Origin of the sequence: Streptomyces sp. NPDC058576, assembly GCF_042718715.1 — a bacterium.
Classification (GTDB): domain Bacteria; phylum Actinomycetota; class Actinomycetes; order Streptomycetales; family Streptomycetaceae; genus Streptomyces.
In genome coordinates this window covers 1-26,524 of record NZ_JBHXPF010000036.1, presented here as the reverse complement: position 1 = coordinate 26,524, position 26,524 = coordinate 1, and the positions used below count along the sequence as shown (strand labels likewise).

The window sequence follows — 26,524 nt, the reverse complement described above, 5'->3', positions numbered from 1 at the left end:
CCCCACCGGCCCTGCCCTCCCCGAACTCCCCCCGAACACACTGGGACTGCGACCCATGACACAGCAGCAGCAGACCGCGGGCGGCGATGTCCGCCTCGCCGGGATCAGCAAGACCTACGGCTCCTTCACCGCCGTGCACCCGCTCGACCTGACCGTGCCCCAGGGCTCGTTCTTCGCCCTGCTCGGCGCGTCCGGCTGCGGCAAGACCACCACCCTGCGGATGATCGCCGGCCTGGAGGAGGCCACCACCGGCACGGTCTTCCTCGGGGACAAGGACATCACCGACCTGCCCCCGTACAAGCGGCCGGTCAACACCGTCTTCCAGAGCTACGCGCTCTTCCCGCACCTGGACATCACCGAGAACGTCGCCTTCGGGCTGCGCCGACGCGGCATCAAGTCGGTCAAGAAGCAGGTCGACGACATGCTGGAGCTGGTCGAGCTCGGCGACTTCGCCCGCCGCAAGCCGCACCAGCTCTCCGGCGGCCAGCAGCAGCGCGTCGCGGTCGCCCGCGCCCTCATCAACCACCCCCAGGTCCTGCTGCTCGACGAACCCCTCGGCGCCCTCGACCTCAAGCTGCGCCGCCAGATGCAGCTGGAGCTGAAGCGGATCCAGACCGAGGTCGGCATCACCTTCGTGCACGTCACCCACGACCAGGAGGAGGCCATGACCATGGCCGACACCGTCGCGGTGATGAACGGCGGCCGCGTCGAGCAACTCGGCGCCCCCGCCGACCTCTACGAGAACCCCCGCACCACCTTCGTCGCCAACTTCCTCGGCACCTCCAACCTCATCGGGGGCGAGATCGTCTCCACCGGCGAGGACCTGGTGGTGGCCGCGGGCGGCGGGAAGCTCGCACTGCCCCGCGAGCGATGTTCGGCCTCCTCCACGGCAGCCGGCGGCCGTCTCCTCCTCGGCATCCGGCCCGAGAAGATATCCCTGGCCCACGCGGACGACGCCGACGGCATAGCCGCCGGCCGCAACCGCGTCACCGGCCGCATCACCGACTCCAGCTTCATCGGCGTCTCCACGCAGTACGTCGTCGAGAGCCCGGCCGGGACGGCCCTCCAGGTGTACGAGCAGAACATCGAGAGGGACACGCGCCTGACCCCCGGCGCCGAGGTCGTCCTGCACTGGAACCCCGCCCACACCTTCGGCCTCGACGCCACCCAGGACATCGACGCGGGCGCGCTGAGCGTGGAGGACGCCGAGTGAGCGCCACCGAGGCGCCGCCCGCGCCCCCCGCCGAACCCCAGGAGCCCCGAAAGCTCACGCTCCGGAGGCCCTCCACCCGCAAGCGGCTCGTCCCCTACTGGCTGCTGCTCCCCGGCATCCTCTGGCTGGTCGTCTTCTTCGCCCTGCCGCTCGTCTACCAGGCCTCCACCTCCGTACAGACCGGCTCGCTGGAGCAGGGCTTCGAGGTGACCTGGCACTTCCAGACGTACGTGGACGCCCTGCGCGACTACTACCCGCAGTTCATCCGGTCCCTGCTGTACGCGGGCACCGCCACGGTCCTGTGCCTGCTGCTGGGCTACCCGCTCGCCTACCTCATCGCCTTCAAGGCGGGCCGCTGGCGCAACCTCGTCCTGGTGCTGGTCATCGCCCCGTTCTTCACCAGCTTCCTCATCCGCACGCTGGCGTGGAAGACGATCCTCGCCGACGGCGGCGCGGTCGTGGACGTCCTCAACACCCTGCACGTCCTGGACGTCACCAGCTGGCTCGGCTGGACCGAGTCCAACCGGGTCCTGGCCACCCCGATGGCCGTCGTCTGCGGTCTGACGTACAACTTCCTGCCGTTCATGATCCTGCCGCTCTACACCTCGCTGGAGCGGATCGACGGCCGGCTGCACGAGGCGGCGGGCGACCTCTACGCCACCCCCGCCACCACCTTCCGCAAGGTGACGTTCCCGCTCTCCATGCCCGGCGTCGTCTCCGGCACCCTGCTGACCTTCATCCCGGCCAGCGGCGACTACGTCAACGCCGAGCTGCTCGGATCCACCGACACCAAGATGGTCGGCAGCGTCATCCAGAGCCAGTTCCTGCGGGTCCTGGACTATCCGACGGCCGCCGCGCTCTCGTTCATCCTCATGGCGATCGTCCTGCTGGCGGTCACCTTCTACATCCGCCGCTCCGGGACGGAGGACCTGGTCTGATGCCCGTACTGCGCTGGATACGCCGGAACCTGGTCGTCATCGCGGGTCTGCTGACCCTCGCCTACATGATCCTGCCGAACATCGTCGTGATGGTGTTCTCGTTCAACAAGCCCAACGGGCGCTTCAACTACGCCTGGCAGCAGTTCTCGCTGGACGCCTGGAAGGACCCGTGCGGCGTCGCCGACCTGTGCGGCTCGCTCTCCCTCTCGCTCCAGATCGCCTTCTGGGCGACGCTCGGGGCGACCGCGCTCGGCACGATGATCGCGTTCGCGCTGGTCCGCTACCGGTTCCGGGCGCGCGGCGCGATCAACTCGCTGATCTTCCTGCCGATGGCGATGCCCGAGGTCGTCATGGCCGCATCGCTGCTCACGCTCTTCCTGAACATGGGCGCCCAGCTCGGCTTCTGGACCGTGCTGATCGCGCACATCATGTTCTGCCTCAGCTTCGTGGTGACCGCCGTCAAGGCGCGCGTGATGTCGATGGACCCGAGACTGGAGGAAGCCGCCCGCGACCTGTACGCGGGCCCCGTGCAGACCTTCGTCCGGGTGACCCTTCCCATCGCCGCCCCCGGCATCGCGGCGGGCGCGATGCTCGCCTTCGCGCTCTCGTTCGACGATTTCATCATCACGAATTTCAACGCGGGCTCCACCGTCACGTTCCCCATGTTCGTCTGGGGTTCGGCACAGCGCGGCACGCCCGTGCAGATCAACGTCATCGGCACCGCGATGTTCATCATTGCGATATCGGTGGTTCTCGTCGGCCAGGTCATAGCGAGCCGACGCAAGAACAACGCTCGACCCTGAAATTCCTGAAGGAGTTGGAAACCATGGCCCCAGCTGCCATGCGTACTGCCGCACATGCGCTCTCCGGCGCCAAGCCGGTCTCCTACTGGCTCGACGACCCGGCCAAACCCGACGCGCTCCCCGCCCTCACCGGCGACGAGCACACCGACCTCCTGGTCATCGGCGGCGGCTACAGCGGCCTGTGGACCGCGCTCATCGCCAAGGAGCGCGACCCCGACCGGGACGTCGTCCTCATCGAGGGGCACGAGGTGGGCTGGGCCGCCTCGGGCCGCAACGGCGGCTTCTGCGCCGCCTCCCTCACCCACGGTCTGGCCAACGGCGTGGAGCGCTGGCCGGACGAGATCGCGAAGCTGGAGGAGCTGGGGGAGCGGAACCTCGACGCCATCGAGGCCGCCGTCGCCCGCTACGGCATCGACTGCGAGTTCGAGCGGACCGGCGAGATCGACGTCGCCACCGAGCCGCACCAGCTCGAAGAGCTGCGGGAATGGCACGAGGAGCTGGTGGAGCTCGGCATCACCGGCGTGGACTTCCTGGACCGCGACGCCCTGCGCGCCGAGGTCGACTCGCCCACCTTCCTCGGCGGGCTCTGGGACCGGCGCGGCGTCGCGATGCTGCACCCGGCGAAGCTCGCCTGGGGCCTGAAGCGGGCCTGCCAGGACCTGGGCGTACGGATCTACGAGTCCACGCGCGGCCTGGACCTCGTCCGCTCCGGTACGGGAATGGCGGTCCGCACCCCGTACGGCCGCGTCTTCGCCCGCCGCGTCGCGCTCGGCACCAACATCTTCCCCTCGCTCGTCAAGCGGGTCCGCCCGTACACCGTGCCGGTCTACGACTACGCGCTGATGACCGAACCGCTCACCCCCGAGCAGCTCGCGTCCATCGGCTGGAAGGGCCGCCAGGGGCTCGGCGACAGCGCCAACCAGTTCCACTACTTCCGGCTTTCCGCGGACAACCGGATCCTGTGGGGCGGATACGACGCGATCTATCCGTACGGGGGCCGGCTCAGCGCCGATCTCGACCAGCGCCCGGAGACGTTCCTGACCTTGGCGGAGCAGTTCTTCACCTGCTTTCCGCAGCTTTCCGGGCTGAATTTCTCGCACGCCTGGGGCGGCGCGATCGACACCTGTTCCCGCTTCACGGCATTCTTCGGAACGGCCCATCAGGGGCGGGTCGCCTACGCCGCCGGATTCACCGGTCTCGGCGTCGGGTCGACCCGGTTCGGGGCCGATGTGATGCTCGACCTGCTCTCCGGGAAGCAGACCGAGCGGACCCGGCTGGAGATGGTCCGCTCCAAGCCGATGCCCTTCCCGCCGGAGCCCTTCGCCTGGGCCGGGATCGAGATCACCAAGCGGTCCCTGGCCCGCGCCGACAGCAACGGCGGGCACCGCAACCTGTGGCTGAAGGCCATGGACAGGCTCGGGCTCGGCTTCGACAGCTGACACCCTGTCCAACAGTGTGACCCACTTCACTACCAACTGGTAGCCCGAACCCGCGTCATAGTCGCGGCCGAGCGCTCTCTCGCACGTGTACGCACCGGCAGGACCCTGCCGGTGCTCACGTCAACGGGAGGCAGGTCATGACGGGACCGGAGACGAAAGCCGCGGTCGAGTGGCTCACATCGGTGGCACCGGACCCCAGCGCCTGCCGGTGGGAATGGGAGCGCAACCCGCAGGGGATCGCGCTCCTTCCCGCCGGCAGGCGCTGGGACGTACTGATCCTTCCGGGTGAGCTGGGCTATCCGACGCTCGACGTCCTCACCCGCCTGATCGACCGTCCGGGTCCCGTCCTCGCCGACTTCGGGGAGTCCCGCATGGGCTTCCTCGTTCCACCGGGCACGGTCTCCCGCTGGATCGGCACCGGGATCAGGGGCTGCGGCCAGGGCACCTGGATCGTCGTCCCGTATCCGGGGCGCGCCACCGGGGGAGTGCGCTGGCTGGTCCCGCCGGACGGCTCGGGGACCCTCACCGACCCGGCACTCCTCGAACTCGCGATGCACGAGGCGGCGGGCGCCGCCGGGAGCGCCCGCGAGGAGGGCCGTCGTCCGGGGAGGCGCCCGGAGGGCTGAGGCCGGCCGCCAGAGGTCTTGACAACCTCATTGGTCTGGACCATGTTGTGCGCACGTCACTCGCCGACTTCCCCCTGCGCGGAGGCTGTTGTGGAACGCACCGGACCAACCGTCAGATTCTCCGGACTTCTGGCCGCCTGTACGGCCGCCGTGCTCGCCGCCGGCGCCTTGGTCGCCACGGCGCCGGCGGCCGGCGCGGCGGACGTGGACGTGGCGCGCAACGGCGGCTTCGAGTCAGGACTCGACGGCTGGAACTGCACGGCCGCCAGCGGGGCGGCCGTCTCCACCCCCGTGCACGGCGGCGCCAAGGCGCTGAAGGCGACCCCGGCGGGCAGCGACAACGCCAAGTGCTCCCAGAGCGTCACCGTGAAGCCCAACTCCCGCTACACGCTGAGCGCCTGGGTACAGGGCAGCCACGTCTACCTCGGCGCCACCGGCACCGGCACCACCGACGTCTCCACCTGGACCCAGTCCTCCGGAGCCTGGAAGCAGCTCACCACCACGTTCACCACCGGCCCGAACACCACCTCGGTGAGCGTCTACACCCACGGCTGGTACGGCACGCCCGCCCACTACGTCGACGACCTCACCCTCGTCGGCCCCGGCGGCGACCCCGTGGTCATCCCGGCCGTCCCCGCGGGCCTCCAGCAGACCGCGACGGCCGCCACCTCCGTCGCGCTCTCCTGGAACGCCGTGTCCGGCGCGAGCGGCTACCACGTCTACCGCGGCGGTACGAAGGTGGCCACGGCCACCGGCCCCTCCGCCACGGTCACCGGCCTGACCCCCTCCACCGCGTACAGCTTCCAGGTCTCCGCCACCAACGCGGCCGGCGAGTCCGCGAAGTCGGCGGCGCTCAGCGTGACCACCACGGCGGGCGGCGGAGGCGGCGACACCAAGCTCCCCGCCCGGGCGCTGGTCGGCTATCTGCACTCCAGCTTCGCCAACGGCTCCGGCTACACGCGGATGGCGGACGTGCCCGACTCCTGGGACGTCATCAACCTCGCCTTCGGCGAGCCCACCTCCGTCACCTCGGGCGACATCCGCTTCTCGCTCTGCCCGGTCGCCGAGTGCCCGAACGTCGAGTCCGAGACGGAGTTCAAGGCCGCGATCAAGGCCAAGCAGGCGGCGGGCAAGAAGGTGCTGATCTCCATCGGCGGCCAGAACGGGCAGGTCCAGCTGGCCTCCACCGCCGCCCGGGACGCCTTCGTCACCTCGGTCTCGAAGATCATCGACACCTACGGTCTCGACGGCCTCGACATCGACTTCGAGGGTCACTCGCTCTCCCTGAACACCGGCGACACCGACTTCCGCGGCCCCACCTCACCGGTGATCGTCAACCTGATCTCCGCGGTGAAGTCCCTCAAGGCGAAGTACGGCTCCGACTTCGTCCTCACCATGGCGCCGGAGACCTTCTTCGTCCAGCTCGGCTACCAGTTCTACGGCTCGGGCCCCTGGGGCGGCCAGGACCCGCGCGCCGGGGCGTATCTGCCGGTGATCCACGCGCTGCGCGACGACCTGACGCTGCTGCACGTCCAGGACTACAACTCGGGCCCGATCATGGGCCTGGACAACCAGTACCACACCATGGGCGGGGCGGACTTCCACATCGCGATGACCGACATGCTGCTCGCCGGCTTCCCGGTCGCGGGCAACACGAGCCGCGTCTTCCCGGGCCTGCGCCCCGACCAGGTCGCCATCGGCCTCCCGGCCTCCACCCAGGCGGGCAACGGCCACACCACCCCGGCCGAGGTCAACAAGGCGCTCGACTGCCTCATCAAGAAGACCGACTGCGGCTCCTACCAGACCCACGGCACCTGGTCCGACCTGCGCGGCCTGATGACCTGGTCCATCAACTGGGACCGCTTCAACAACGGGGAGTTCTCGAAGAACTTCGACGCCTACTTCGGCAACTGACCCACCACAGGGGCGCCAGCACCAACGGCCCCAGGCACCAACTGGCCAGCACGTCCAGCGGCCAGTGGTAGCCGTGCAGCACCAGACCGATGCCCGTCGCCGTGGTCAGCAGGATCGCGGCGACGGGCATCATCCACGTCCGGGGCCAGGAGGCCTCCCGAAGCCACGCCGGACGGGGCAGGGCCAGCAGCACCAGGGCCGAGGCCCCGTACGCCACGGCGGCCGTCGCCGTATGACCGGACGGGTAGTAGTTGACTGCCTCGGTCAGCGGCCCCTGCCGGGCGGTGGCCACCTTCAGCGGGATCACCAGCGCGGGCACGGCCGCCATGGTGAGGGCCGCGTACACGGCGAGTCGCAGGGCACGGTGCCACAGGGCGTACGCGAGCACGCCGGTGATCACCGGCAGCGCCACCGCCATCCCGCCGAGGTCGGAGAAGACCTGGGTCAGCCCGGCCGGACCGCGCTCGAACAGCCTCGCCCCCACCCGCTCGTCCAGCCGCAGGAGCGGACCGTCGACGGCGACCTGCCAGGTGATCAGCGCGAAGACGACCGCGAGCAGACCGAGGATGCCGGAGACGAGGGGGGCCGGCCACCCGGGAACAGGGGGGATTGTTCCGGGATGGCCGGCGAGATCGGTTCGCCGCGCGCCCCGGGGGGTATGGGGCGGGCGGCCGTCCGATCGGTGAGGAGTCCCGGAGCCATCGGCTCCGGTGTGCGCGAACGCACGCCCCGGACGGCGCTGGGGAAGCCCCGACCCGGAGTCGGCCGCGGTTTCCCGCGGACGAGGTGTTTCTCTCATCTGTGGAAACCGTACGGCAGCGGAGGGGCGGCCGACAGTCGCGACCGCCTCCCGCCATCGCCCCCGCACACGTTCTTCACAGGCCCTCACCCGGATGCCGGACGGACGCGCCGAAACCGCCCGCCGCCCGCATTCCGGTTCGACGCATGCAGGCTCGAATCCTCGACGGCATCCTGGGCGGGGTCGTCGACGGCACCTTCGACGACATCTCCGGCGGGATCAGAGCTGACCGAAAGCCTGCTCGATCAGATCCAGGCCCTCGTTCAGCAGGTCCTCGCCGATCACCAGCGGCGGCAGGAAGCGCAGGACGTTGCCGTACGTGCCACAGGTCAGGACGAGCAGCCCCTCGGCGTGACAGGCCTTGGCGAGCTGCGCGGCCGCCTCCGGGTACGGGTCCTTCGTGCCGGACTTCACCAGCTCGATCGCGATCATCGCGCCACGGCCGCGGATGTCGCCGATGATGTCGCCGTTGGGGAGCTTCGCCTGCATCTCGGCGAGGCGGCCCTTCATGACCTCCTCGATCCGCTTGGCCTTCCCGTTCAGGTCCAGCTCGCGCATCGTCTCGATGGCTCCGAGGGCGCCGGCGCAGGCGACCGGGTTTCCGCCGTACGTACCGCCCAGGCCGCCCGCGTGCGCGGCGTCCATGATCTCGGCGCGGCCCGTCACGGCGGACAGCGGCAGACCGCCCGCGATACCCTTGGCGGTGGTGATCAGGTCCGGGACGATGCCCTCGTCCTCACAGGCGAACCACTGGCCGGTGCGGCAGAAGCCCGACTGGATCTCGTCGGCGACGAACACGATGCCGTTGTCCTTGGCGAACCGCGCGATCGCCGGAAGGAAGCCCTTGGCCGGCTCGATGAAGCCGCCCTCGCCGAGGACCGGCTCGATGATGATCGCGGCGACGTTCTCCGCGCCGATCTGCTTGGTGATCGCGTCGACGGCCTGCGCGGACGCCTCGGCCCCGGCGTTCTCGGCGCCGGTCGGCCAGCGGTAGCCGTAGGCCACCGGGACGCGGTAGACCTCGGGCGCGAACGGGCCGAAGCCCTGCTTGTACGGCATGTTCTTCGCCGTCATGCCCATGGTGAGGTTGGTACGGCCGTGGTAACCGTGGTCGAAGACGACGACGGCGGTGCGCTTGGTGTAGGCGCGGGCGATCTTCACCGCGTTCTCGACGGCCTCGGCGCCCGAGTTGAACAGCGCGGACTTCTTCGCGTGGTCGCCCGGCGTGAGCTCGGCGAGCTGCTCGCAGACCTCGACGTACCCCTCGTACGGCGTGACCATGAAACAGGTGTGGGTGAAGTCCGCGAGCTGCGCGGAGGCCCGCCGCACGACGGCCTCGGCGGACGCGCCCACGGAGGTCACGGCGATCCCGGACCCGAAGTCGATCAGCCGGTTGCCGTCCACGTCCTCGATGATCCCGCCGCCCGCGCGGGCGGTGAACACCGGCAGGGTGGAGCCCACACCTGCGGCGACGGCCGCCGTACGGCGAGCCTGCAGCTCGACGGACTTCGGGCCGGGGATGGCAGTGACGACGCGGCGCTCCTGCGGGATTGCGGTCATGAGGGGCTCCTGGGGGTGTTTCGGACGCTCTTCTTATCGCAGGCTAGGGGCGGGGGAGGGGTGCGGGCATGCTCCGATCGGGAGTGGTGGGGGTGTGTCCTTGTCCTTGGCGGACAGATGGCGGACGGCCGGCGGGCATCGGCGGGCCCGGGGCGACACGCGCCCGGACGGTCACTATCCGGGCGCGTTGCTGAACTCACCGTGTGCGCCCACTAGATTGACCGGGGCAGCGGACGGACCGGCAGGTCAAGGGGGCAGTGGTTCATGGACGACGACGGCACGCGGGGTGTACGGGGACCGAGCGCGGACAGGGTCCCCGGACCGGCCGTTCCGCCACCGCCCACGACCCCGCCGCGCGTGCCCCCGCCCGCCGCCGGCGCGCATCCGGCCGACCGGCCCGGGAGTCCGCCGGCCGGGCACCAGGGCTCCGGGCCCACGTCGGCCCCGCAGGTGGGGCACCGGCCTCCCCGGCCCGCATCGGCCCCGCCGGGGAAGCACCGTCCGGCCGGGCCCGCAGCGGCCCCGCCCGCCGAGCAGCCGGCCCCCGGAGCCCCGGTCGACGCCTGGCTGCGCACGCCCCGCCCGCCGCAGGAACCGGGCGTCTGGCGGTACGGCTACACCCCGCCGCCGCCCGAGGAGCCCGAGGGCGTCTCGGACCGGTCGCTCGTGGTCGGCGCCCTGATCGCGCTGCTGTCCGCGCTGCTGCTGTGGTCGCTGTGGCGCAACGGCTACCTCCCCTACCGCCTCGTCCCGCTGAAGCTCTTCACCCCGGGAGAGTGGTGGAACCCGGGCACGTCCGGTGGCCCCCGCACCATCGAGGGCAGCGACGCCCTCACGGTCTACGAGGCGATCCTCTTTGGCCTGCTGGTCTACGGCTGCGGCCGGATCGGCAACTTCTCCGAGCTCTTCCGCCGCCACGTCGCCGAGCGCGGGCAGCCCTTCCTCGCCCTCGCGGCGGCCGCCGCGGCGGGCCTGACCCAGCTGCTCGTCTGGAAGGAGGCGCTCCCGGTCGTCCGCCCCGTCCTGGTCCTGGTCGCCTCCGTCGCGGGCGGCGAGATCTACCAGAGCCAGGCCGTCGTCAACGTGATCTACACGTTGATCGCCGCCGCCGTCCTCTGGCCCTTCGCCCGGCTCGGCCGCTGGCGCGATTTGATCGCCGCCCGCCGGGGGAGTGGCGCCCTGGCACCCGCCGCCGAGGCGGGCCCGGCCACCACGACCTCCGCCGACCAGTGGCCCGAACTGCGCGCCGCCGGCTGGACCGACGCCGCGGACACCCTCACCGCCGAGGTCCGCACCGGCCGGATGAACGACGTGGACGTCGCCCGGCTGCGCCACGCCTGGACGCTCGCCACCAGGCGGCCCGAGCGGCTCGCCCCCCTCGCGGAGGCCGTCCTGCGGACCGGCGGGGCCGCCGCGCTGCACCCCTCCGGCGACCGCGACCTGCCCCGGCGCACCGCCCGCCACGACGTGCTCACCGGCCAGGTCAGGGTCGGCCGGTGCGCCGAGGACCCGCACAACCCCTACGTCCGCCGGGGCACGGGCCTCGCCCTGGATCCCGCGCTGCTCGGCACCTCCCTGCTCGCCGTCGGACCGCCCGGCGCCGGGAAGTCCGCCCGGCTGGTCCGGCCGCTCGTCGAGGGGCTCGCACTGCGCGCACTGGCCGGACAGGCGGCGGTCCTCGCCGTCGGCGGGGCGGGCGAGCCGCTCGGCCCGGACGACGCCTTCGACGTCGTCGTCCGCCTCGGCCACCCCGGCTCCGCCCACGACATCGACCTGTACGGCGGCACCACCGACCCCGACGAGGCGGCAGCCGTCCTCGCGGAAGGACTCGTCGGCGATGTCGGCAGCCTCGACAGCCGCCGCGCCGCCACCGTCCTCGCCCAGTTGCTCGGCCCGTACCGCGCCGCCCACGGCCACTTCCCCTCCGTACCCGAGCTGCGCGAGCTCCTCGACGGCACACCGGCCGCCCTCGCCGGCCTCCGCTCCTCGCTCGAAGCCGCCGGCCACCACACGATGCTCCGCGAACTGGACGCGCGGTCCCGGCAGTCGGGCGGCCCCGGCGACCCGGCACCGGTCCTCGCCGACCGGGTGGCCCTGCTCGACCGGCCCACGTTCACCGGGTTCTTCGCCACCGGCCCGGACGCCCGCCCCTTCGCACTGCGCGCACTCGGCCAGCATCCGCTGCGGGTCCGCGTCGACCTGCCGGAGCGCGGCCACGCCGAGGCGTCCCGGCTGCTCACCCGGCTGCTCCTCGCCCAGTTCACCGCGATCACCGCCGCCCGGACCGACACCACGCTCTTCGTCTGTCTCGTCCTGGACGACGCCACGCACGCCGTCACCGCCGAGACCGTCCGCGGCATCCGCCGGCTGCGCTCGGTCAATGCCGGGGCGGTGCTCGCCCTGCGTACCGTCGACGATGTCCCCGAAGCCCTGCACACCCCGCTGCTCGGTGCGGTCGGCTGCACGGCGGCCTTCTCCGGCATCACCACCTGGGACGGCAAACGCTTCGCCGAGGCCTGGGGCAAGGAATGGGTGGAGACCCGCGAGGTCGCCCAGCACACCGTCTTCGCCGACCAGCCCTTCACCCGCGCCCTGCACGCCCTGCGCAAGCTCGTCACCGGCAAGGCCGTGACCACGGACGCGGTGACCGTACGGCAGGTCGAGCGGGAGCGCTGGTCGGCCTCGGAGCTGGCGTACGCGGTCCCGGCCGGCCACGCGGTCATCCGGTTGGCCAACGTCGAGGGCGAACACGCACCCCCCCTCCTCGTCCACCTCGACGGCTGAGACCGCTACCCGGAAGTAACGCGAAGGTCGACGGAGAGCGGTGACCGGCACCCTGCCGCCCTGGCAGAATCGGAGGTAGCCGTTCATACGGGACGGCGAAATTCGGGGCCACCGTTTCGGCCGGCGAACCGGCCGTCCGTACGGCGGCACCCACGACCTCGTCCCCGACCTTGAGGGTTCCCCGCCCATGCCCCCCACGCTCGCCTCGCTCGTCCAGCACTCGGCGCTCAAGCTCACCGTCCGGGCGGGCGCGGACCGGCTCGACACCCCCGTGCGCTGGGCCCACGCCAGCGAGCTGGCCGACCCCGTCCCGTACATGGACGGCGGCGAACTCCTCCTCGTGACCGCCACCAACCTGGACGCCGAGAACGCCGACTCCATGCGGCGCTACGTGCGGCGGCTGGCCGAGGCCGGGGTCGCCGGGGTCGGATTCGCGGTCGGGGTGAACTACGAGGACGTCCCGGAAGCGCTCGTCGAAGCCGCCGAGGAGGCGGGCCTCCCGCTCCTCGAAGTCCCCCGCCGCACCCCCTTCCTCGCCATCAGCAAGGCCGTCTCCGCCGCCATCGCCGCCGACCAGTACCGCGCGGTCACCGCCGGCTTCGAGGCCCAGCGCGAGCTGACCAAGGCCGCGCTCGCCGGGGACGGGCCCGCCGATCTCCTCGCCCGGCTCGCCGTCCACATCGACGGCTGGGCCGCCCTGTACGACACCTCCGGCGCGGTCCTCGCCGCCGCCCCCGACTGGGCCGCCCGTCGCGCCGCCCGTCTCACCCCCGACGTCGAACGCCTCCGGGACAGACCCGCCCCCGCCAGCATCGTCGTCGGCGACAACGAGGACCGGGTGGAGCTGCAGTCCCTGGGGACCGGCCGCCGGGCCCGCGGCGCGCTGGCCGTCGGGACGGGAGCGGCGCTCGGGACCGCCGAGCGGTACGCCGTGCACTCCGCCGTCGCCCTGCTCACCCTGACCACCGCCCGCTCCCGCTCGCTCCAGGGCGCCGAACAACGCCTGGGCGCCGCCGTCCTGCGCATGCTGCTCGCCGGGCAGCCCGACCACGCGCGGGCCGTCGCCGGGGACCTGTACGGCGAGCTGCTCGACGCCCCGTTCCGGCTGCTCATCGCCGAGGCCTCCGCACCCGCCGGGCCCGAGCTGCTCACCGAGACGATGGAGGCCGCCGCCGCCCGTACCGGCGAGGCCCTGCTCCTGGTCCCCGAGGCCGAGCGCGTCGTCGTGCTCGCCGCGGACGGCGGGTCCGCCGTCGCCGCCTGCGCCTCCTACGCCGAGGCCCAGGACGACCGCGCCCCGCGCGAGGGCGGCGCCGAGGACAGCGACGTCGTGGTGGGGCTCTCCGCCCCCTCCGGCCCGATCGCCGTCTCCGCCGCGTACAAGCAGGCCGAACAGGCCCTCTCCGTCGCCCGCCGCCGGGGCCGGGCGCTGGTCGAGCACGAGGAGCTGGCCGCCGGTTCCGTCCTCCCGCTGCTCGCCGACGACGCGGTACGGGCCTTCGCCGACGGCATGCTCCGCGCCCTGTACGAGCACGACGCCAAGGGCCGCGGCGACCTGGTGGCCTCCCTGCGCGCCTGGCTCTCCCGCCACGGCCAGTGGGACGCCGCCGCCGCCGACCTGGGCGTGCACCGGCACACCCTGCGCTACCGGATGCGCCGGGTGGAGGAGATCCTGGGCCGTTCCCTGGACGACCCGGACGTCCGCATGGAGCTGTGGCTCGCCCTCAAGGCGACGGCGGCGAGCGTGCCCGCCGAGGACTGAACACCGCCCGTCGAGCGCACGGCTCGCGCGCCACGGGTGGCCCTTCCGCCAATTCGGAGCACCCGGCCCCCGCTCCGCTCCACGCCGGACAAACGCCCTGAGCGCCTCCCCGCCCTACCGTGGGACCACAGAGGGGAGCCTTCCGGGCGCCCGCGACCTCCGTCACGATCTCCGTCATGACCTCCTCACGACCTCCTCACGACCTCCGAAGGGCCGGAACCTCCATGACTTCGCCCCACGCCTTCTGGGTGGCCGGCCGCCAGGCCACCGGTGCCGACAGCTTCGACGTCACCAACCCGTACGACGGACGCCTCGTCGGCACCGTCAGCGTGCCGACCGACGCCCAGGTCGAGGAGGCCGTCGCCGCCGCCCACGCCGTACGCGACGAGTTCGCCGCCACACCGGCGCACGTACGGGCCGCGGCCCTCGACCACGTCGTACGGCGGCTGACGGAGCGCACCGAGGAGATCGCCCAGCTGATCTCGGCGGAGAACGGCAAGCCGATCAAGTGGGCGCGCGGCGAGGTCGGCCGGGCCGTGTCCGTGTTCCGGTTCGCCGCCGAGGAGGCCCGCCGCTTCAACGGCGGCGAGGCCCAGCGGCTCGACACCGACCTGGGCGGCACCGGCCGCCTCGGGCTGACCCGGCGCTTCCCGCGCGGGGCCGTCCTCGGCATCGCGCCCTTCAACTTCCCGCTCAACCTCAGCGCCCACAAGGTCGCCCCGGCCATCGCCGTCGGCGCCCCGATCATCCTGAAGCCTGCCCCCGCCACCCCCATCTCCTCCCTCATCCTGGGCGAGCTGCTGGCCGAGACCGACCTCCCGGCCGGCTCCTGGTCCGTCCTGACGGTCCCGAACGACAAGATGCCCGCCCTGGTCCAGGACGAGCGCCTCCCGGTCATCTCCTTCACCGGCTCGGGCCCCGTCGGTTACGCGATCATGGAGTCGGTGCCCCGCAAGCACTGCACCCTGGAGCTCGGCGGCAACGGCGCGGCGGTCGTCCTCGGCGACTACGCCTCGGAGGCGGACCTGGACTGGGCGGCCACCCGGATCGCCACCTTCTCCAACTACCAGGGCGGCCAGTCCTGCATCTCGGTGCAGCGCGTCATCGCCGACGCCTCGGTCTACGACCGGCTCGTCCCGAAGATCGTCGCCGCCGTCGAGGCCCTGGTCACCGGCGACCCCGCCGACGCCGCCACCGATGTCGGCCCCCTCGTCAGCGAGGACGCCGCCCGGCGCGTGGAGTCCTGGGTCGACGAGGCCGTCCAGGGCGGCGCGGAACTGCTCACCGGCGGCAAGCGCGACGGGGCCACCTACGCCCCGACCGTCCTCGCCGGCCTCCCCGACGACGTCACGCTCTCCTGCGAAGAGGTCTTCGGCCCGGTCATGTCGCTCCAGAAGGTCGACGGCGAGGCGGCGGCGTTCGCCGCCGTCAACTCCTCCAAGTACGGCCTCCAGGCAGGCGTGTTCACCCACGACCTGCAGACCGCCTTCCGCGCCCACCGCGCCCTGGAGGTCGGCGGCGTGATCATCGGCGACGTCCCCTCGTACCGCGCCGACCAGATGCCGTACGGCGGCGCCAAGCAGTCCGGCGTCGGCCGCGAGGGCGTGCGCTACGCCATGGACGACTACACCTACGAGCGTGTCCTGGTCCTGACGGGCCTCGCCCTGTAACACCCCGGACGACCCCCGCCCGCCTTCCGCCCGGACAGCGAGCGCGGGCGGGGGCGCGCAACGGACGGCCCGAACCCACTGTGCGGGGGTTCGGGCCGTCCGCGTGTCCGTGCGCGGGGGCTGGTGCGGGTGCCGAACCACGGGTACACGGGTTACATACGGACCAGTAAGCAGCGACTAGCGATCCGTGTGTCCAGGTTCAGGTCCACCCGTCCTGCGACGCGCGGCGAGGTGAGGTCCCTCATGTCCGCACCACACAACACGCCCCAGGTCCCCATGGCCCCCAAGGTCACCGAACGTGAAGCGCGACGGGTCGCCGAGGCCGCCCGGGAGCAGGACTGGCGCAAGCCCAGCTTCGCCAAGGAGCTGTTCCTGGGGCGTTTCCGGCTCGACCTGATCCATCCGCACCCCCTGCCACCGCCCGACGACATACGGCGCGGAGAGGAGTTCCTGGCGCGGCTGCGTACGTTCTGCGAGACGCGCATCGACAGCGCCCGGATCGAACGCGAGGCGAAGATCCCCGACGAGGTGATCAACGGGCTCAAGGAGCTCGGCGCCCTCGGGATGAAGATCGAGACCAAGTACGGCGGGCTCGGACTCACCCAGGTGTACTACAACAAGGCCCTCGCGCTCGTGGGCTCCGTCAGCCCCGCGATCGGCGCGCTGCTCTCCGCCCATCAGTCGATCGGCGTACCGCAGCCCCTGAAGATCTTCGGCACCCAGGAGCAGAAGGACGTCTACCTGCCCCGGCTGGCCACCACCGACGTCTCCGCCTTCCTGCTGACCGAACCGGACGTCGGCTCCGACCCGGCCCGCCTCGCCACCACCGCGGTGCCCGACGGGCCGGACTACGTCCTGGACGGGGTGAAGCTCTGGACCACCAACGGCGTCGTCGCCGACCTCCTGGTCGTCATGGCCCGGGTCCCCGCCTCCGAGGGCCACCGCGGCGGCATCACCGCGTTCGTCGTCGAGGCCGACGCCCCCGGCGTCACCGTGGAGCACCGCAACGCCTTCATGGGCCTGCGCGGCATCGAGAACGGCGTCACCCGCTTCCACGGCGTCCGGGTCCCCGGCGCCTGCCGGATCGGGCCCGAGGGGGCCGGGCTGAAGATCGCCCTGACCACCCTCAACACCGGCCGCCTCTCGCTGCCCGCGATGTGCGTGGGCGTGGGCAAGTGGTCCCTGAAGATCGCCCGCGAATGGTCCGCCGTACGCGAGCAGTGGGGGCGGCCCGTCGCCAAGCACGAGGCGGTCGGCGCGAAGATCTCCTTCATCGCGGCCACCACCTTCGCCCTGGAGGCCGTCGTCGACCTCTCCTCGCAGATGGCCGACGAGGACCGCAACGACATCCGCATCGAGGCCGCACTCGCCAAGCTGTACGGCTCCGAGATGGGCTGGCTCATCGCCGACGAACTGGTCCAGATCCGCGGCGGCCGGGGCTTCGAGACCGCGGAGTCGCTGGCCGCCCGAGGCGAACGCGCCGTGCCCGCCGAGCAGATGCTCCGGGACATGCGGATCAACCGGATCTTCGAGGGCTCCACCGAGATCATGCACCTGCTGATCGCCCGCGAGGCCGTGGACGCCCACCTGAAGGTCGCGGGCGACATCATCGACCCCGACAAACCGCTCTCCGCGAAGGCGAAGGCGGGCGCGAACGCCGCCGGGTTCTACGCCCGCTGGCTGCCCAAACTCGTCGCCGGTCCGGGTCAACTGCCCCGCACGTACGCCGAGTTCCACCCCAGCGGGCATCGCGACCTCTCCGGGCACCTCCGGTACGTCGAGCGGGCATCGCGCAAGCTCGCGCGGTCGACCTTCTACGCCATGTCCCGCTGGCAGGGCCGGATGGAGACCAAACAGGGCTTCCTCGGCCGGATCGTCGACATCGGGGCGGAACTCTTCGCGATGAGCGCCGCCTGCGTCCGCGCCGAGCACCTGCGCGGGGCGGAGGAGCACGGCCGCGAGGCCTACCAGCTCGCGGACGCCTTCTGCGAGCAGGCCCGCATCCGGGTCGAGGAGCTGTTCACCCGGCTGTGGTCCAACACCGACGACCTCGACCGGCGCGTGGTCGACGGCGTCCTGTCGGGGACGTACACCTGGCTGGAGGAGGGGGTCATCGACCCCAGCGGCGAGGGCCCCTGGATCGCGGATGCCACCCCGGGCCCCTCCGCCCAGGAGAACCGGCACCGACCGGTGCGCTAGGAGGTGTCCGGCGGATCAGGGACCCGGCCAGGATCCGCCGGACACGCCCCGGGCACGAGACCGTACGGGGTGCGTCCCCGCGTCCACGCACCGGACGCACCCCGCCCGGCCCGCCCGCCGCAGGGCAGGATGATCGCCGTGACCGTCATCGACATCCCCGGCTCCAAGTCCGTCACCGCCCGCGCCCTCTTCCTGGCCGCCGCGGCAGACGGCACCACCACCCTGCTGCGGCCGCTGCGCTCGGACGACACCGAGGGCTTCGCCGAAGGCCTGAAGGACCTCGGGTACGCGGTCACGCAGGAGGCCGACCGCTGGCACATCGAGGGCCGCCCGGCCGGGCCCGCCGTCCCCGACGCCGACGTCTTCTGCCGCGACGGCGCGACCACCGCCCGCTTCCTGCCCACCCTCGTCGCGGCCGCCGCCTCCGGCACGTACCGCTTCGACGCCTCCGCCCAGATGCGCCGCCGCCCCCTCGCCCCGCTCACCCGGGCCCTCACCGCCCTCGGCGTCGACCTGAGCCACGGGGGAGCGGAAGGACACCACCCGCTGACCGTGCGCGCCGCCGGGATCGAGGGCGGCGAACTCACCCTGGACGCGGGGGAGTCGTCCCAGTACCTCACCGCCCTCCTGATGCTCGGACCGCTCACCGCGAACGGCCTGCGCATCGAGGTCACCGAACTGGTCTCCGCGCCGTACGTCGAGATCACCCTCGCGATGATGCGCGACTTCGGCGTGGAGGTGCTGCGGGAGGGGAACACCTTCGCCGTCCCTCCCGGCGGCTACCGCGCCACCGCCTGCGCCGTCGAGCCCGACGCCTCCACCGCGAGCTACTTCTTCGCCGCAGCCGCCCTCACCGGCCGCGAGGTCACCGTCCCCGGCCTCGGCATCGGCGCGCTCCAGGGCGACCTGCGCTTCGTCGACGTCCTGCGCGCCATGGGCGCCGAGGTGGAGGTGGGCCCCGACGCGACCACCGTGCGCTCCGGAGGCCGGCTGCGCGGGATCACCGTCAACATGCGCGACATCTCCGACACCATGCCGACCCTCGCCGCCATCGCGCCGTACGCGGACGGGCCCGTCACCATCGAGGACGTCGCCAACACCCGGGTCAAGGAGTGCGACCGGCTGGAGGCGTGCGCCGAGAACCTGCGCGCCATGGGCGTCACCGTCCACACGGGCCCCGACCGGATCGAGATCCACCCCGGTACGCCGAAGCCCACCGAGATCGTCACCCACGGTGACCACCGCATCGTGATGTCCTTCGCCGTCGCCGGGCTGCGCACCCCCGGCCTGACGTACGACGACCCCGGCTGCGTACGCAAGACGTTCCCGCAGTTCCACGAGGTGTTCGCGGACTTCGCGCACGACCTCGAAGGGCGCTGAACGGGGTCGCGGGTACGCCCCACCGGGACGCGCTGTCCCCGCACACAGCCGGAGCGGCAACAATGGGGGCATGAGCGACAGCCCCGCCCCCCTCGCCGATCCGCATCTCGTCTTCGACGCCGCGGACGGCCGCCGGGATCTCGTGATCCTCGGCTCCACCGGGTCCATCGGCACCCAGGCCATCGACCTGGTCCTGCGCAACCCCGACCGCTTCCGGGTCACGGCGCTCTCGGCCGCCGGCGGCCGGGTCGCCCTGCTGGCCGAGCAGGCCCACCGGCTGCGGGCGCGCACGGTCGCCGTCGCCGACCCGGGAGCGGTCCCCGCCCTGCGCGAGGCGTTGCGTGAGCGGTACGGGGCCGGGGAGCCGCTCCCCGAGGTCCTGGCCGGACCCGACGCGGCCACCACCCTCGCCGCGAGCGACTGCCACACCGTGCTGAACGGCATCACCGGCTCCATCGGGCTCGCCCCGACCCTCGCGGCGCTCAAGGCGGGCCGCACGCTCGCCCTCGCCAACAAGGAGTCGCTGATCGTCGGCGGCCCGCTGGTGAAGGCGCTCGCCGCCCCCGGCCAGATCATCCCGGTCGACTCCGAGCACGCCGCCCTCTTCCAGGCGCTGGCCGCCGGAACCCGCGCCGACGTCCGCAAGCTCGTCGTCACCGCCTCCGGCGGACCCTTCCGGGGCCGTACGCGCGAGGAACTGGCCGACGTCACCCGCGAGCAGGCCCTCGCCCACCCGACCTGGGCGATGGGCCCGGTGATCACGATCAACTCCGCGACCCTGGTCAACAAGGGCCTGGAGGTCATCGAGGCGCACCTCCTCTACGACGTCCCCTTCGACCGGATCGAGGTGGTGGTCCACCCGCAGTCCTACGTGCACTCCATGGTCGAGTTCAGCGACGGCTCCACGCTCGCCCAGGCCACCCCGCCGGACATGGGCGGCCCCATCGCCATCGGCCTCGGCTGGCCCGAGCGGGTCCCGGACGCGGCCCCCGCCTTCGACTGGGCGAAGGCCTCCACGTGGGAGTTCTTCCCGCTGGACACCGAGGCCTTCCCGTCCGTCGGTCTCGCCCGGCACGTCGGCGGGCTCGGCGGCACCGCGCCGGCCGTTTTCAACGCGGCGAACGAGGAATGCGTCGACGCTTTCCTCGCCGGACAGCTGCCCTTCAACGGAATCATGGATACGGTCACGGCTGTGGTGCACGAACACGGCACCCCCGCCCCGGGAACCTCGCTCAGCGTCGCGGACGTCCTCGAAGCGGAAACGTGGGCCCGCGCACGGGCCCGGGAACTCTCGGCGAAAGTCACAGCGGAGGCGCGCGCATGAGTCTGACCTCGGTCCTGCTGACGGTCCTGGGGATCGCCGTCTTCGTCGTGGGCCTGCTCTTCTCCATCGCCTGGCACGAGCTGGGCCACCTCTCCACGGCCAAGATGTTCGGCATCCGGGTCCCGCAGTACATGGTCGGCTTCGGTCCGACGATCTGGTCGAAGAAGAAGGGCGACACGGAGTACGGCATCAAGGCCATCCCGGCCGGCGGCTACATCCGGATGATCGGGATGTTCCCGCCGGGTCCCGACGGCCGGCTCGAAGCCCGTTCCACCTCCCCCTGGCGCGGCATGATCGAGGACGCCCGCTCCGCCGCCTTCGAGGAGCTGGAGCCGGGCGACGAGAAGCGGCTCTTCTACACGCGCAGGCCGTGGAAGCGCGTCATCGTCATGTTCGCCGGCCCCTTCATGAACCTGGTCCTCGCGGTCGCCATCTTCATGGGCGTCGCGATGACCTTCGGCTTCCAGACCCAGACCACCGAGGTCGGCGGCGTCCAGCAGTGCGTGATCGCGCAGAGCGAGAAGCGCCAGGACTGCAAGCCCGGCGACGACGCCTCGCCCGCCAAGGCCGCCGGGCTCCGCGAGGGCGACAAGATCGTCGCCTTCGCCGGGACGAAGGTCGACGACTGGGCGACGCTCTCGGACCGCATCCGCGAGACGATCGGCCCCGCCGCCATCGTCGTCGAACGCGACGGCAGGGAAGTGACCCTCAACGCCGTCCTGCGGGAGAACGACGTCGCCAAGAAGGACAGCAGGGGCGAGGTCATCCCGAACGAGTTCGTCAAGGCGGGATACCTGGGCTTCGCCGCGCAGACCGAGATCGTGCCGCTCGGCTTCGGCGACTCCGTCGTCCGCATGGGCGACATGATCGAGAACGGCGTCGACTCCATCATCGCCCTGCCCTCCAAGATCCCCGCCCTCTGGGACGCCGCCTTCAGCGACGGCGAACGGGCCGACGACTCGCCGGTCGGCGTGGTCGGCGCGGCCAGGATCGGCGGCGAGGTGATGAACCTCGACATCCCGGCGCAGAACCAGGTCGCGATGATGCTGTTCCTGCTCGCGGGCTTCAACCTCTCGCTGTTCCTGTTCAACATGCTGCCCCTGCTCCCGCTGGACGGCGGGCACATCGCGGGCGCGCTGTGGGAGTCGCTGCGGCGCAACGTGGCCAAGGTCTTCCGGCGCCCCGACCCGGGCCCGTTCGACGTGGCCCGGCTGATGCCGGTCGCCTATGTGGTCGCCGGGATCTTCATCTGCTTCACGCTGCTGGTCCTGGTGGCCGACATCGTGAACCCCGTCAAGATCTCCTGATCGCCCCTTCCGCGCCATCTGTCCCACAGGTGTCGGCCGGGCACACGCGTTGTGTCCGGCCGCTCACCAAGGGGTGGACTTGTCGACACGGTGCGTCCGTCCCGGCTCCGGTGCCGTAACCTCGAAGCCTGGAGCCCGCCGATCTCGGGACCTTGATCCACACCTTGGGGATGCACAGCGCATGACTGCGATTTCTCTCGGAATGCCGGCCGTTCCGACCAAGCTCGCCGACCGAAGGGTCAGCCGACAGATCCAGGTCGGCACGGTCGCGGTCGGCGGCGACGCACCCGTTTCCGTGCAGTCGATGACGACGACCCGTACGTCGGACATCGGCGCGACGCTCCAGCAGATCGCCGAGCTGACGGCGTCCGGCTGCCAGATCGTCCGGGTCGCGTGCCCGACGCAGGACGACGCCGACGCGCTCGCCACGATCGCCCGGAAGTCGCAGATCCCGGTGATCGCCGACATCCACTTCCAGCCGAAGTACGTCTTCGCCGCGATCGACGCGGGCTGCGCGGCGGTCCGGGTGAACCCGGGCAACATCAAGCAGTTCGACGACAAGGTCAAGGAGATCGCGAAGGCGGCCTCCGAGACCCGCACCCCCATCCGGATCGGCGTCAACGCCGGCTCCCTGGACGCGCGGCTCCTGAAGAAGTACGGCAAGGCCACCCCCGAGGCCCTCGTCGAGTCCGCCCTGTGGGAGGCGTCCCTCTTCGAGGAGCACGGCTTCGGCGACATCAAGATCTCGGTCAAGCACAACGACCCGGTCGTCATGGTCAACGCCTACCGCCAGCTCGCCGCCCAGAGCGACTACCCGCTGCACCTCGGCGTCACCGAGGCCGGACCGGCGTTCCAGGGCACCATCAAGTCGGCCGTCGCGTTCGGCGCCCTCCTCTCCGAGGGCATCGGCGACACCATCCGCGTCTCCCTCTCGGCCCCGCCCGCCGAGGAGGTCAAGGTCGGCCTCCAGATCCTGGAGGCGCTCAACCTGAAGCAGCGCCGCCTGGAGATCGTCTCCTGCCCGTCCTGCGGCCGCGCCCAGGTCGACGTCTACAAGCTCGCCGACCAGGTCAGCGCCGGCCTGGAGGGCATGGAGGTCCCGCTCCGCGTCGCCGTCATGGGCTGCGTCGTCAACGGCCCCGGCGAGGCCCGCGAGGCCGACCTCGGCGTCGCCTCCGGCAACGGCAAGGGCCAGATCTTCGTGAAGGGCGAGGTCATCAAGACCGTCCCCGAGTCGAAGATCGTCGAGACCCTCATCGAAGAGGCCCTGAAGATCGCCGAACAGATGGAGAAGGACGGCATCATGTCCGGCGAGCCCGAGGTCTCCATCAGCTGACCCGTGCCTCTCCAGCCAACCGCCGCCCCGCCCGACCTCGTGTCCGGCGGGGCGGCGGCGTCCGCCGAAGCCGTCTCCCGGACTCGGGCGGCGTTCGCGTGCCCCGTCGGTTACAGTGCGGAAATCAGCAGACCGTATGGTGAGGCCCCCTCGTGTTGACGCAGACCACCACCCGGGTCCTCGAACCCAGCGACCTCGGCGCCGCACTCGCCATTCTGGAGAGCGAACCCGTCGCCAACGCCTTCGTGACGTCCCGCGTGCAGGTCGCCGGGCTCGACCCCTGGCGCCTCGGTGGCGAGATGTGGGGCTGGTACGCCGACGGCAGGCTCCGCTCCCTGTGCTACTCCGGCGCCAACCTCGTCCCCATCTGCGCCGGCCCCGAAGCCGTCCGCGCCTTCGCCGACCGGGCCCGCCGGGCCGGCCGCCGCTGCTCCTCCATCGTCGGCCCCGCCGAACCCACCACCCAGCTGTGGCGGCTCCTCGAACCGACCTGGGGACCCGCCCGCGAGGTCCGCGGCAACCAGCCGCTCATGGTCACCGAGAGCCTCGCCGCCGACGTCACGCCCGACCCGCTCGTCCGCCGCATCCGCAAGGACGAGACCGAGGTCCTGATGCCGGCCTGCGTGGCGATGTTCACCGAGGAGGTCGGCATCTCCCCGCTCGCCGGCGACGGCGGGCTCCTCTACCAGGCCCGCGTCGCCGAACTCATCGGCACCGGACGCTCCTTCGCCCGCATCGACGACGGCAAGGTCGTCTTCAAGGCGGAGATCGGCGCGGCCACCCCCCAGGCCTGCCAGATCCAGGGCGTCTGGGTCGCCCCCGAACACCGCGGCAAGGGCCTCTCCGAGACGGGCATGGCCGCAGTCCTGCGCTACGCCCTGGCCGACGTCGCCCCCGTCGTCAGCCTCTACGTGAACGACTACAACACCGCCGCCCGCAAGGCCTACCGCCGCGTCGGCTTCCGCGAGGTCGGCGCGTTCATGAGCGTCCTGTTCTGAGCGGGCTGTTCCGAGCCGCCGGGCGTACCGCGGCATCCGGCCCGGCCAGTAGGGTTCCGGCATGGCAGCCCCCGCAGAAGGCCCCGCACGACCCGACGTCGAGATCGGCCCCGTCGACCTGGCCGCCCGCGTCGACGAAGCCCTGCACGTCCAGGCGGCCGCCTTCGGACTGAGCCAGGACGAGATCGACGTACGCCGCCACATCGTCCTCAGGCACCTGGAACACCCCCACGCCCGGGCGCTCGGCGCCACCGCCCCCGACGGGCGGCTCGTAGGCTTCGTCTACGGACTGCCCAACGACCGTGCCCAGTGGTGGTCCACCGTGGTCGAGCCCTATCTGCGGGCCACCGGGTCCGACGGCTGGCTCGACGACTCCTTCGTCATCACCGAGCTCCACGTCCACCCCGAACACCAGCAGCACGGCATCGGCCGCACCCTGATCACCAGCATCACCGACGCCGTCGGCCACCCCAGGTCGATCCTCTCGGCGATCGACAAGGAGAGCCCGGCCCGCGCCCTGTACCGCTCGCTCGGCTACCGCGACCTCGCCCGCCAGGTCGTCTTCCCGAGCGCCCCGCAGCCGTACGCGGTCATGGGCGCGCCCCTGCCGCTGCTGCGTGCGAGGCCCGGGGCCTGAATGGATTTCCGCCAGCCCGCACCGCCCGGTTAACCTCGGGCTCACCACCCTTGCGAGCAGGAGTTCATCATGGCCCAGGTCCAGCGCATGTCCCGATTGATGATCAAGACACTGCGCGACGACCCGGCGGACGCCGAGACGCTCAGCCACAAGCTGCTGGTCCGCGCCGGGTACGTCCGCCGCAACGCGGCCGGCATCTGGTCCTGGCTCCCGCTCGGCAAGAAGGTCCTGGACAACATCTCGCACGTGGTCCGCGAGGAGATGGACGCCATCGGCGCCCAGGAGGTCCTGCTGCCCGCCCTGCTGCCCAAGGAGCCCTACGAGGCGTCCGGCCGCTGGGAGGAGTACGGCGACCTGCTCTTCCGCCTCAAGGACCGCAAGGGCGGCGACTACCTCCTCGGCCCCACCCACGAGGAGATCTTCACCCAGACCGTCAAGGACCAGTGCACGTCCTACAAGGACCTGCCGGTGATGCTCTACCAGATCCAGACGAAGTACCGCGACGAGGCCCGCCCCCGCTCCGGCGTGCTCCGCGGCCGCGAGTTCCACATGAAGGACTCGTACAGCTTCGACACCACCGACGAGGGCCTCGCGCACTCCTACGCCCTGCACCGGGCCGCGTACATCAAGATCTTCGAGCGCCTCGGCCTGGACCACCGCATCGTCTCCGCCGTCTCCGGCGCGATGGGCGGCTCCGCCTCCGAGGAGTTCCTCGCCCCCGCCGCCGCCGGTGAGGACACCTTCGCCGACTGCCCGAACTGCGACTACGCCGCCAACACCGAGGCCGTGACCTTCGCGCTCGCCCCGGTCGACGGCTCGGCGCACGGGGCGGTCGAGGAGCTGGACACCCCCGACACCCCGACCATCGAGACGCTCGCCGCGCACCTCGGCGTCCCCGCCTCCGCCACCCTGAAGAACCTGCTGGTCAAGGTGGACGGCGAGATCGTCGCCGTCGGCGTCCCCGGCCACCGTGAGGTCGACCTCGGCAAGCTCGGCGAGCACCTCGCGCCCGCCGTCGTCGAGCTGGTCACCGCCGAGGACTTCGTCGGCCGCGACGACCTCGTACGCGGCTACGTCGGCCCGCAGGGCCTGGAGAAGGTCCGCTTCCTCGCCGACCCCCGCATCGCCCCCGGCACCGCCTGGGTCACCGGCGCCAACAAGGAGGGCAAGCACGCCAGGAACGTGGTCGCGGGCCGCGACTTCGAGGTCGACCAGTACCTCGACGTCGTCGTGGTCGAGGAGGGCGACCCCTGCCCCGCGTGCGGCACCGGCCTCACCCTGGACCGCGCCATCGAGATCGGCCACATCTTCCAGCTCGGCCGCAAGTACGCCGACACCTTCCAGCTCGACGTGCTCGGCCAGCAGGGCAAGCCCGTCCGCGTCACGATGGGCTCGTACGGCATCGGCGTCTCCCGCGCGGTGGCCGCCCTCACCGAGCAGACCGCCGACGACAAGGGCCTGTGCTGGCCCCGCGAGGTCGCCCCGGCCGACGTCCACGTCGTCGCCGCGGGCAAGGCCCTCCAGACCGAGCTGGCCCTGGAGGTCTCGGAGAAGCTCAACGCGGCGGGCCTGCGCGTCCTGGTCGACGACCGCCCCGGCGTCTCGCCCGGCGTGAAGTTCACCGACTCCGAGCTGATCGGCGTGCCGAAGATCCTGGTCGCCGGCCGCCGTTCCGCCGACGGCGTCCTGGAGCTGAAGGACCGCCGCACCGGCGAGCGCGAGGAGCTGACCGTCGACGAGGCGATCGCCCGCCTGACGGCCGACCTGGCCTGATCCCGCACACCGCCCACGAGGAGGGCCCCCGCGCACCGTGCGGGGGGGCCCTCCTCGTACGG

19 protein-coding genes are annotated in these 26,524 nt (G+C 71.9%); 17 read left to right on the top strand and 2 right to left on the bottom strand.

All coding sequences use genetic code 11. The features are described 5' to 3' along the window. The first annotated feature begins 55 nt into the window (after positions 1-55). From ACFWRV_RS23590 to ACFWRV_RS23565, 6 genes are all read left to right on the top strand, one after another. Positions 56-1,213, top strand: coding sequence for an ABC transporter ATP-binding protein (locus tag ACFWRV_RS23590; protein WP_384337640.1), 1,158 nt, complete (start codon positions 56-58; stop codon positions 1,211-1,213). After that, complete coding sequence (locus ACFWRV_RS23585; RefSeq protein ID WP_384337638.1) at positions 1,210-2,151, top strand: ABC transporter permease; 942 nt, start codon at positions 1,210-1,212, stop codon at positions 2,149-2,151. The genes ACFWRV_RS23590 and ACFWRV_RS23585 overlap by 4 nt, the downstream gene beginning before the upstream one ends. Further along, positions 2,151-2,954: an ABC transporter permease gene (locus ACFWRV_RS23580; protein ID WP_384337636.1), complete on the top strand. Its 804-nt coding sequence runs from the start codon at positions 2,151-2,153 to the stop codon at positions 2,952-2,954. Before ACFWRV_RS23585 ends, ACFWRV_RS23580 begins: the two co-directional genes overlap by 1 nt. Positions 2,955-2,977: 23 nt before the next feature. Then, positions 2,978-4,393, top strand: a complete 1,416-nt coding sequence (locus ACFWRV_RS23575) for an NAD(P)/FAD-dependent oxidoreductase (RefSeq protein ID WP_384337634.1) — start codon at positions 2,978-2,980, stop codon at positions 4,391-4,393. 137 nt (positions 4,394-4,530) lie between these two features. Then, the gene (locus ACFWRV_RS23570; RefSeq protein WP_384337633.1) at positions 4,531-5,019 is read left to right on the top strand and encodes a hypothetical protein; all 489 of its coding nucleotides are present in this window, start codon (positions 4,531-4,533) and stop codon (positions 5,017-5,019) included. Between the two features lie 90 nt (positions 5,020-5,109). Beyond that, positions 5,110-6,933 (top strand): chitinase, encoded by a 1,824-nt coding sequence (locus tag ACFWRV_RS23565; protein ID WP_384337631.1) that lies wholly within the window; start codon positions 5,110-5,112, stop codon positions 6,931-6,933. Here the strand turns inward: ACFWRV_RS23565 and ACFWRV_RS23560 are convergent. Together ACFWRV_RS23560 and gabT are read right to left on the bottom strand one after the other, a co-directional pair. Continuing rightward, positions 6,884-7,732 (bottom strand): phosphatase PAP2 family protein, encoded by an 849-nt coding sequence (locus ACFWRV_RS23560; protein WP_384337629.1) that lies wholly within the window; start codon positions 7,730-7,732, stop codon positions 6,884-6,886. The two genes, ACFWRV_RS23565 and ACFWRV_RS23560, sit on opposite strands and share 50 nt — an antisense overlap. Before the next feature lie 219 nt (positions 7,733-7,951). After that, entirely contained in the window at positions 7,952-9,292 is a 1,341-nt protein-coding gene (gabT, locus tag ACFWRV_RS23555) for a 4-aminobutyrate--2-oxoglutarate transaminase (RefSeq protein WP_384337627.1), read from the bottom strand. A gap of 264 nt (positions 9,293-9,556) precedes the next feature. Between gabT and ACFWRV_RS23550 the strand changes: the two genes are divergently transcribed. From ACFWRV_RS23550 to ACFWRV_RS23500, 11 genes are all read left to right on the top strand, one after another. Beyond that, positions 9,557-12,076 (top strand): ATP/GTP-binding protein, encoded by a 2,520-nt coding sequence (locus tag ACFWRV_RS23550; protein ID WP_384337625.1) that lies wholly within the window; start codon positions 9,557-9,559, stop codon positions 12,074-12,076. A 187-nt stretch (positions 12,077-12,263) separates the two neighbouring features. Continuing rightward, a complete protein-coding gene (locus ACFWRV_RS23545) occupies positions 12,264-13,838 on the top strand; it encodes a PucR family transcriptional regulator (protein ID WP_384337623.1) in 1,575 nt (524 codons plus the stop codon). 224 nt (positions 13,839-14,062) lie between these two features. Continuing rightward, a complete protein-coding gene (locus tag ACFWRV_RS23540; protein WP_384337621.1) occupies positions 14,063-15,508 on the top strand; it encodes an aldehyde dehydrogenase family protein in 1,446 nt (481 codons plus the stop codon). Between the two features lie 243 nt (positions 15,509-15,751). Beyond that, complete coding sequence (locus ACFWRV_RS23535; RefSeq protein WP_384337619.1) at positions 15,752-17,707, top strand: acyl-CoA dehydrogenase family protein; 1,956 nt, start codon at positions 15,752-15,754, stop codon at positions 17,705-17,707. 138 nt (positions 17,708-17,845) lie between these two features. Further along, a complete protein-coding gene (gene aroA / locus ACFWRV_RS23530) occupies positions 17,846-19,087 on the top strand; it encodes a 3-phosphoshikimate 1-carboxyvinyltransferase (protein WP_384337617.1) in 1,242 nt (413 codons plus the stop codon). A 70-nt stretch (positions 19,088-19,157) separates the two neighbouring features. Beyond that, the gene (gene dxr, locus ACFWRV_RS23525; protein ID WP_384337615.1) at positions 19,158-20,411 is read left to right on the top strand and encodes a 1-deoxy-D-xylulose-5-phosphate reductoisomerase; all 1,254 of its coding nucleotides are present in this window, start codon (positions 19,158-19,160) and stop codon (positions 20,409-20,411) included. Further along, a complete protein-coding gene (locus ACFWRV_RS23520; RefSeq protein ID WP_384337613.1) occupies positions 20,408-21,718 on the top strand; it encodes a M50 family metallopeptidase in 1,311 nt (436 codons plus the stop codon). The genes dxr and ACFWRV_RS23520 overlap by 4 nt, the downstream gene beginning before the upstream one ends. A gap of 181 nt (positions 21,719-21,899) precedes the next feature. Further along, positions 21,900-23,054 (top strand): flavodoxin-dependent (E)-4-hydroxy-3-methylbut-2-enyl-diphosphate synthase, encoded by a 1,155-nt coding sequence (gene ispG, locus ACFWRV_RS23515; RefSeq protein WP_384337611.1) that lies wholly within the window; start codon positions 21,900-21,902, stop codon positions 23,052-23,054. 152 nt (positions 23,055-23,206) lie between these two features. Next, on the top strand, positions 23,207-24,052 hold the full coding sequence (locus ACFWRV_RS23510) for a GNAT family N-acetyltransferase (protein WP_384337609.1): 846 nt from the start codon (positions 23,207-23,209) through the stop codon (positions 24,050-24,052). Between the two features lie 61 nt (positions 24,053-24,113). Beyond that, positions 24,114-24,689: a GNAT family N-acetyltransferase gene (locus tag ACFWRV_RS23505; RefSeq protein ID WP_384337607.1), complete on the top strand. Its 576-nt coding sequence runs from the start codon at positions 24,114-24,116 to the stop codon at positions 24,687-24,689. A 69-nt stretch (positions 24,690-24,758) separates the two neighbouring features. Next, positions 24,759-26,462 carry a proline--tRNA ligase gene (locus tag ACFWRV_RS23500; RefSeq protein WP_384337605.1) on the top strand — a complete coding sequence of 568 codons (1,704 nt, stop codon included), beginning with the start codon at positions 24,759-24,761 and terminating at the stop codon, positions 26,460-26,462. Positions 26,463-26,524 lie beyond the last annotated feature (62 nt).

Bases quoted from the DNA above. Each gene is read 5' to 3' on its own strand.
- ACFWRV_RS23520 (WP_384337613.1), top strand. From the start codon at position 20,408: ATGAGTCTGACCTCGGTCCTGCTGACGGTCCTGGGGATCGCCGTCTTC.
- gabT (WP_384337627.1), bottom strand. From the start codon at position 9,292: ATGACCGCAATCCCGCAGGAGCGCCGCGTCGTCACTGCCATCCCCGGC.
- ACFWRV_RS23545 (WP_384337623.1), top strand. From the start codon at position 12,264: ATGCCCCCCACGCTCGCCTCGCTCGTCCAGCACTCGGCGCTCAAGCTC.
- ACFWRV_RS23590 (WP_384337640.1), top strand. From the start codon at position 56: ATGACACAGCAGCAGCAGACCGCGGGCGGCGATGTCCGCCTCGCCGGG.
- ACFWRV_RS23550 (WP_384337625.1), top strand. From the start codon at position 9,557: ATGGACGACGACGGCACGCGGGGTGTACGGGGACCGAGCGCGGACAGG.
- ACFWRV_RS23580 (WP_384337636.1), top strand. From the start codon at position 2,151: ATGCCCGTACTGCGCTGGATACGCCGGAACCTGGTCGTCATCGCGGGT.
- ACFWRV_RS23500 (WP_384337605.1), top strand. From the start codon at position 24,759: ATGGCCCAGGTCCAGCGCATGTCCCGATTGATGATCAAGACACTGCGC.
- ACFWRV_RS23560 (WP_384337629.1), bottom strand. From the start codon at position 7,732: ATGAGAGAAACACCTCGTCCGCGGGAAACCGCGGCCGACTCCGGGTCG.
- ACFWRV_RS23535 (WP_384337619.1), top strand. From the start codon at position 15,752: ATGTCCGCACCACACAACACGCCCCAGGTCCCCATGGCCCCCAAGGTC.
- ACFWRV_RS23575 (WP_384337634.1), top strand. From the start codon at position 2,978: ATGGCCCCAGCTGCCATGCGTACTGCCGCACATGCGCTCTCCGGCGCC.
- ACFWRV_RS23505 (WP_384337607.1), top strand. From the start codon at position 24,114: ATGGCAGCCCCCGCAGAAGGCCCCGCACGACCCGACGTCGAGATCGGC.
- dxr (WP_384337615.1), top strand. From the start codon at position 19,158: ATGAGCGACAGCCCCGCCCCCCTCGCCGATCCGCATCTCGTCTTCGAC.
- ACFWRV_RS23540 (WP_384337621.1), top strand. From the start codon at position 14,063: ATGACTTCGCCCCACGCCTTCTGGGTGGCCGGCCGCCAGGCCACCGGT.
- ispG (WP_384337611.1), top strand. From the start codon at position 21,900: ATGACTGCGATTTCTCTCGGAATGCCGGCCGTTCCGACCAAGCTCGCC.
- ACFWRV_RS23570 (WP_384337633.1), top strand. From the start codon at position 4,531: ATGACGGGACCGGAGACGAAAGCCGCGGTCGAGTGGCTCACATCGGTG.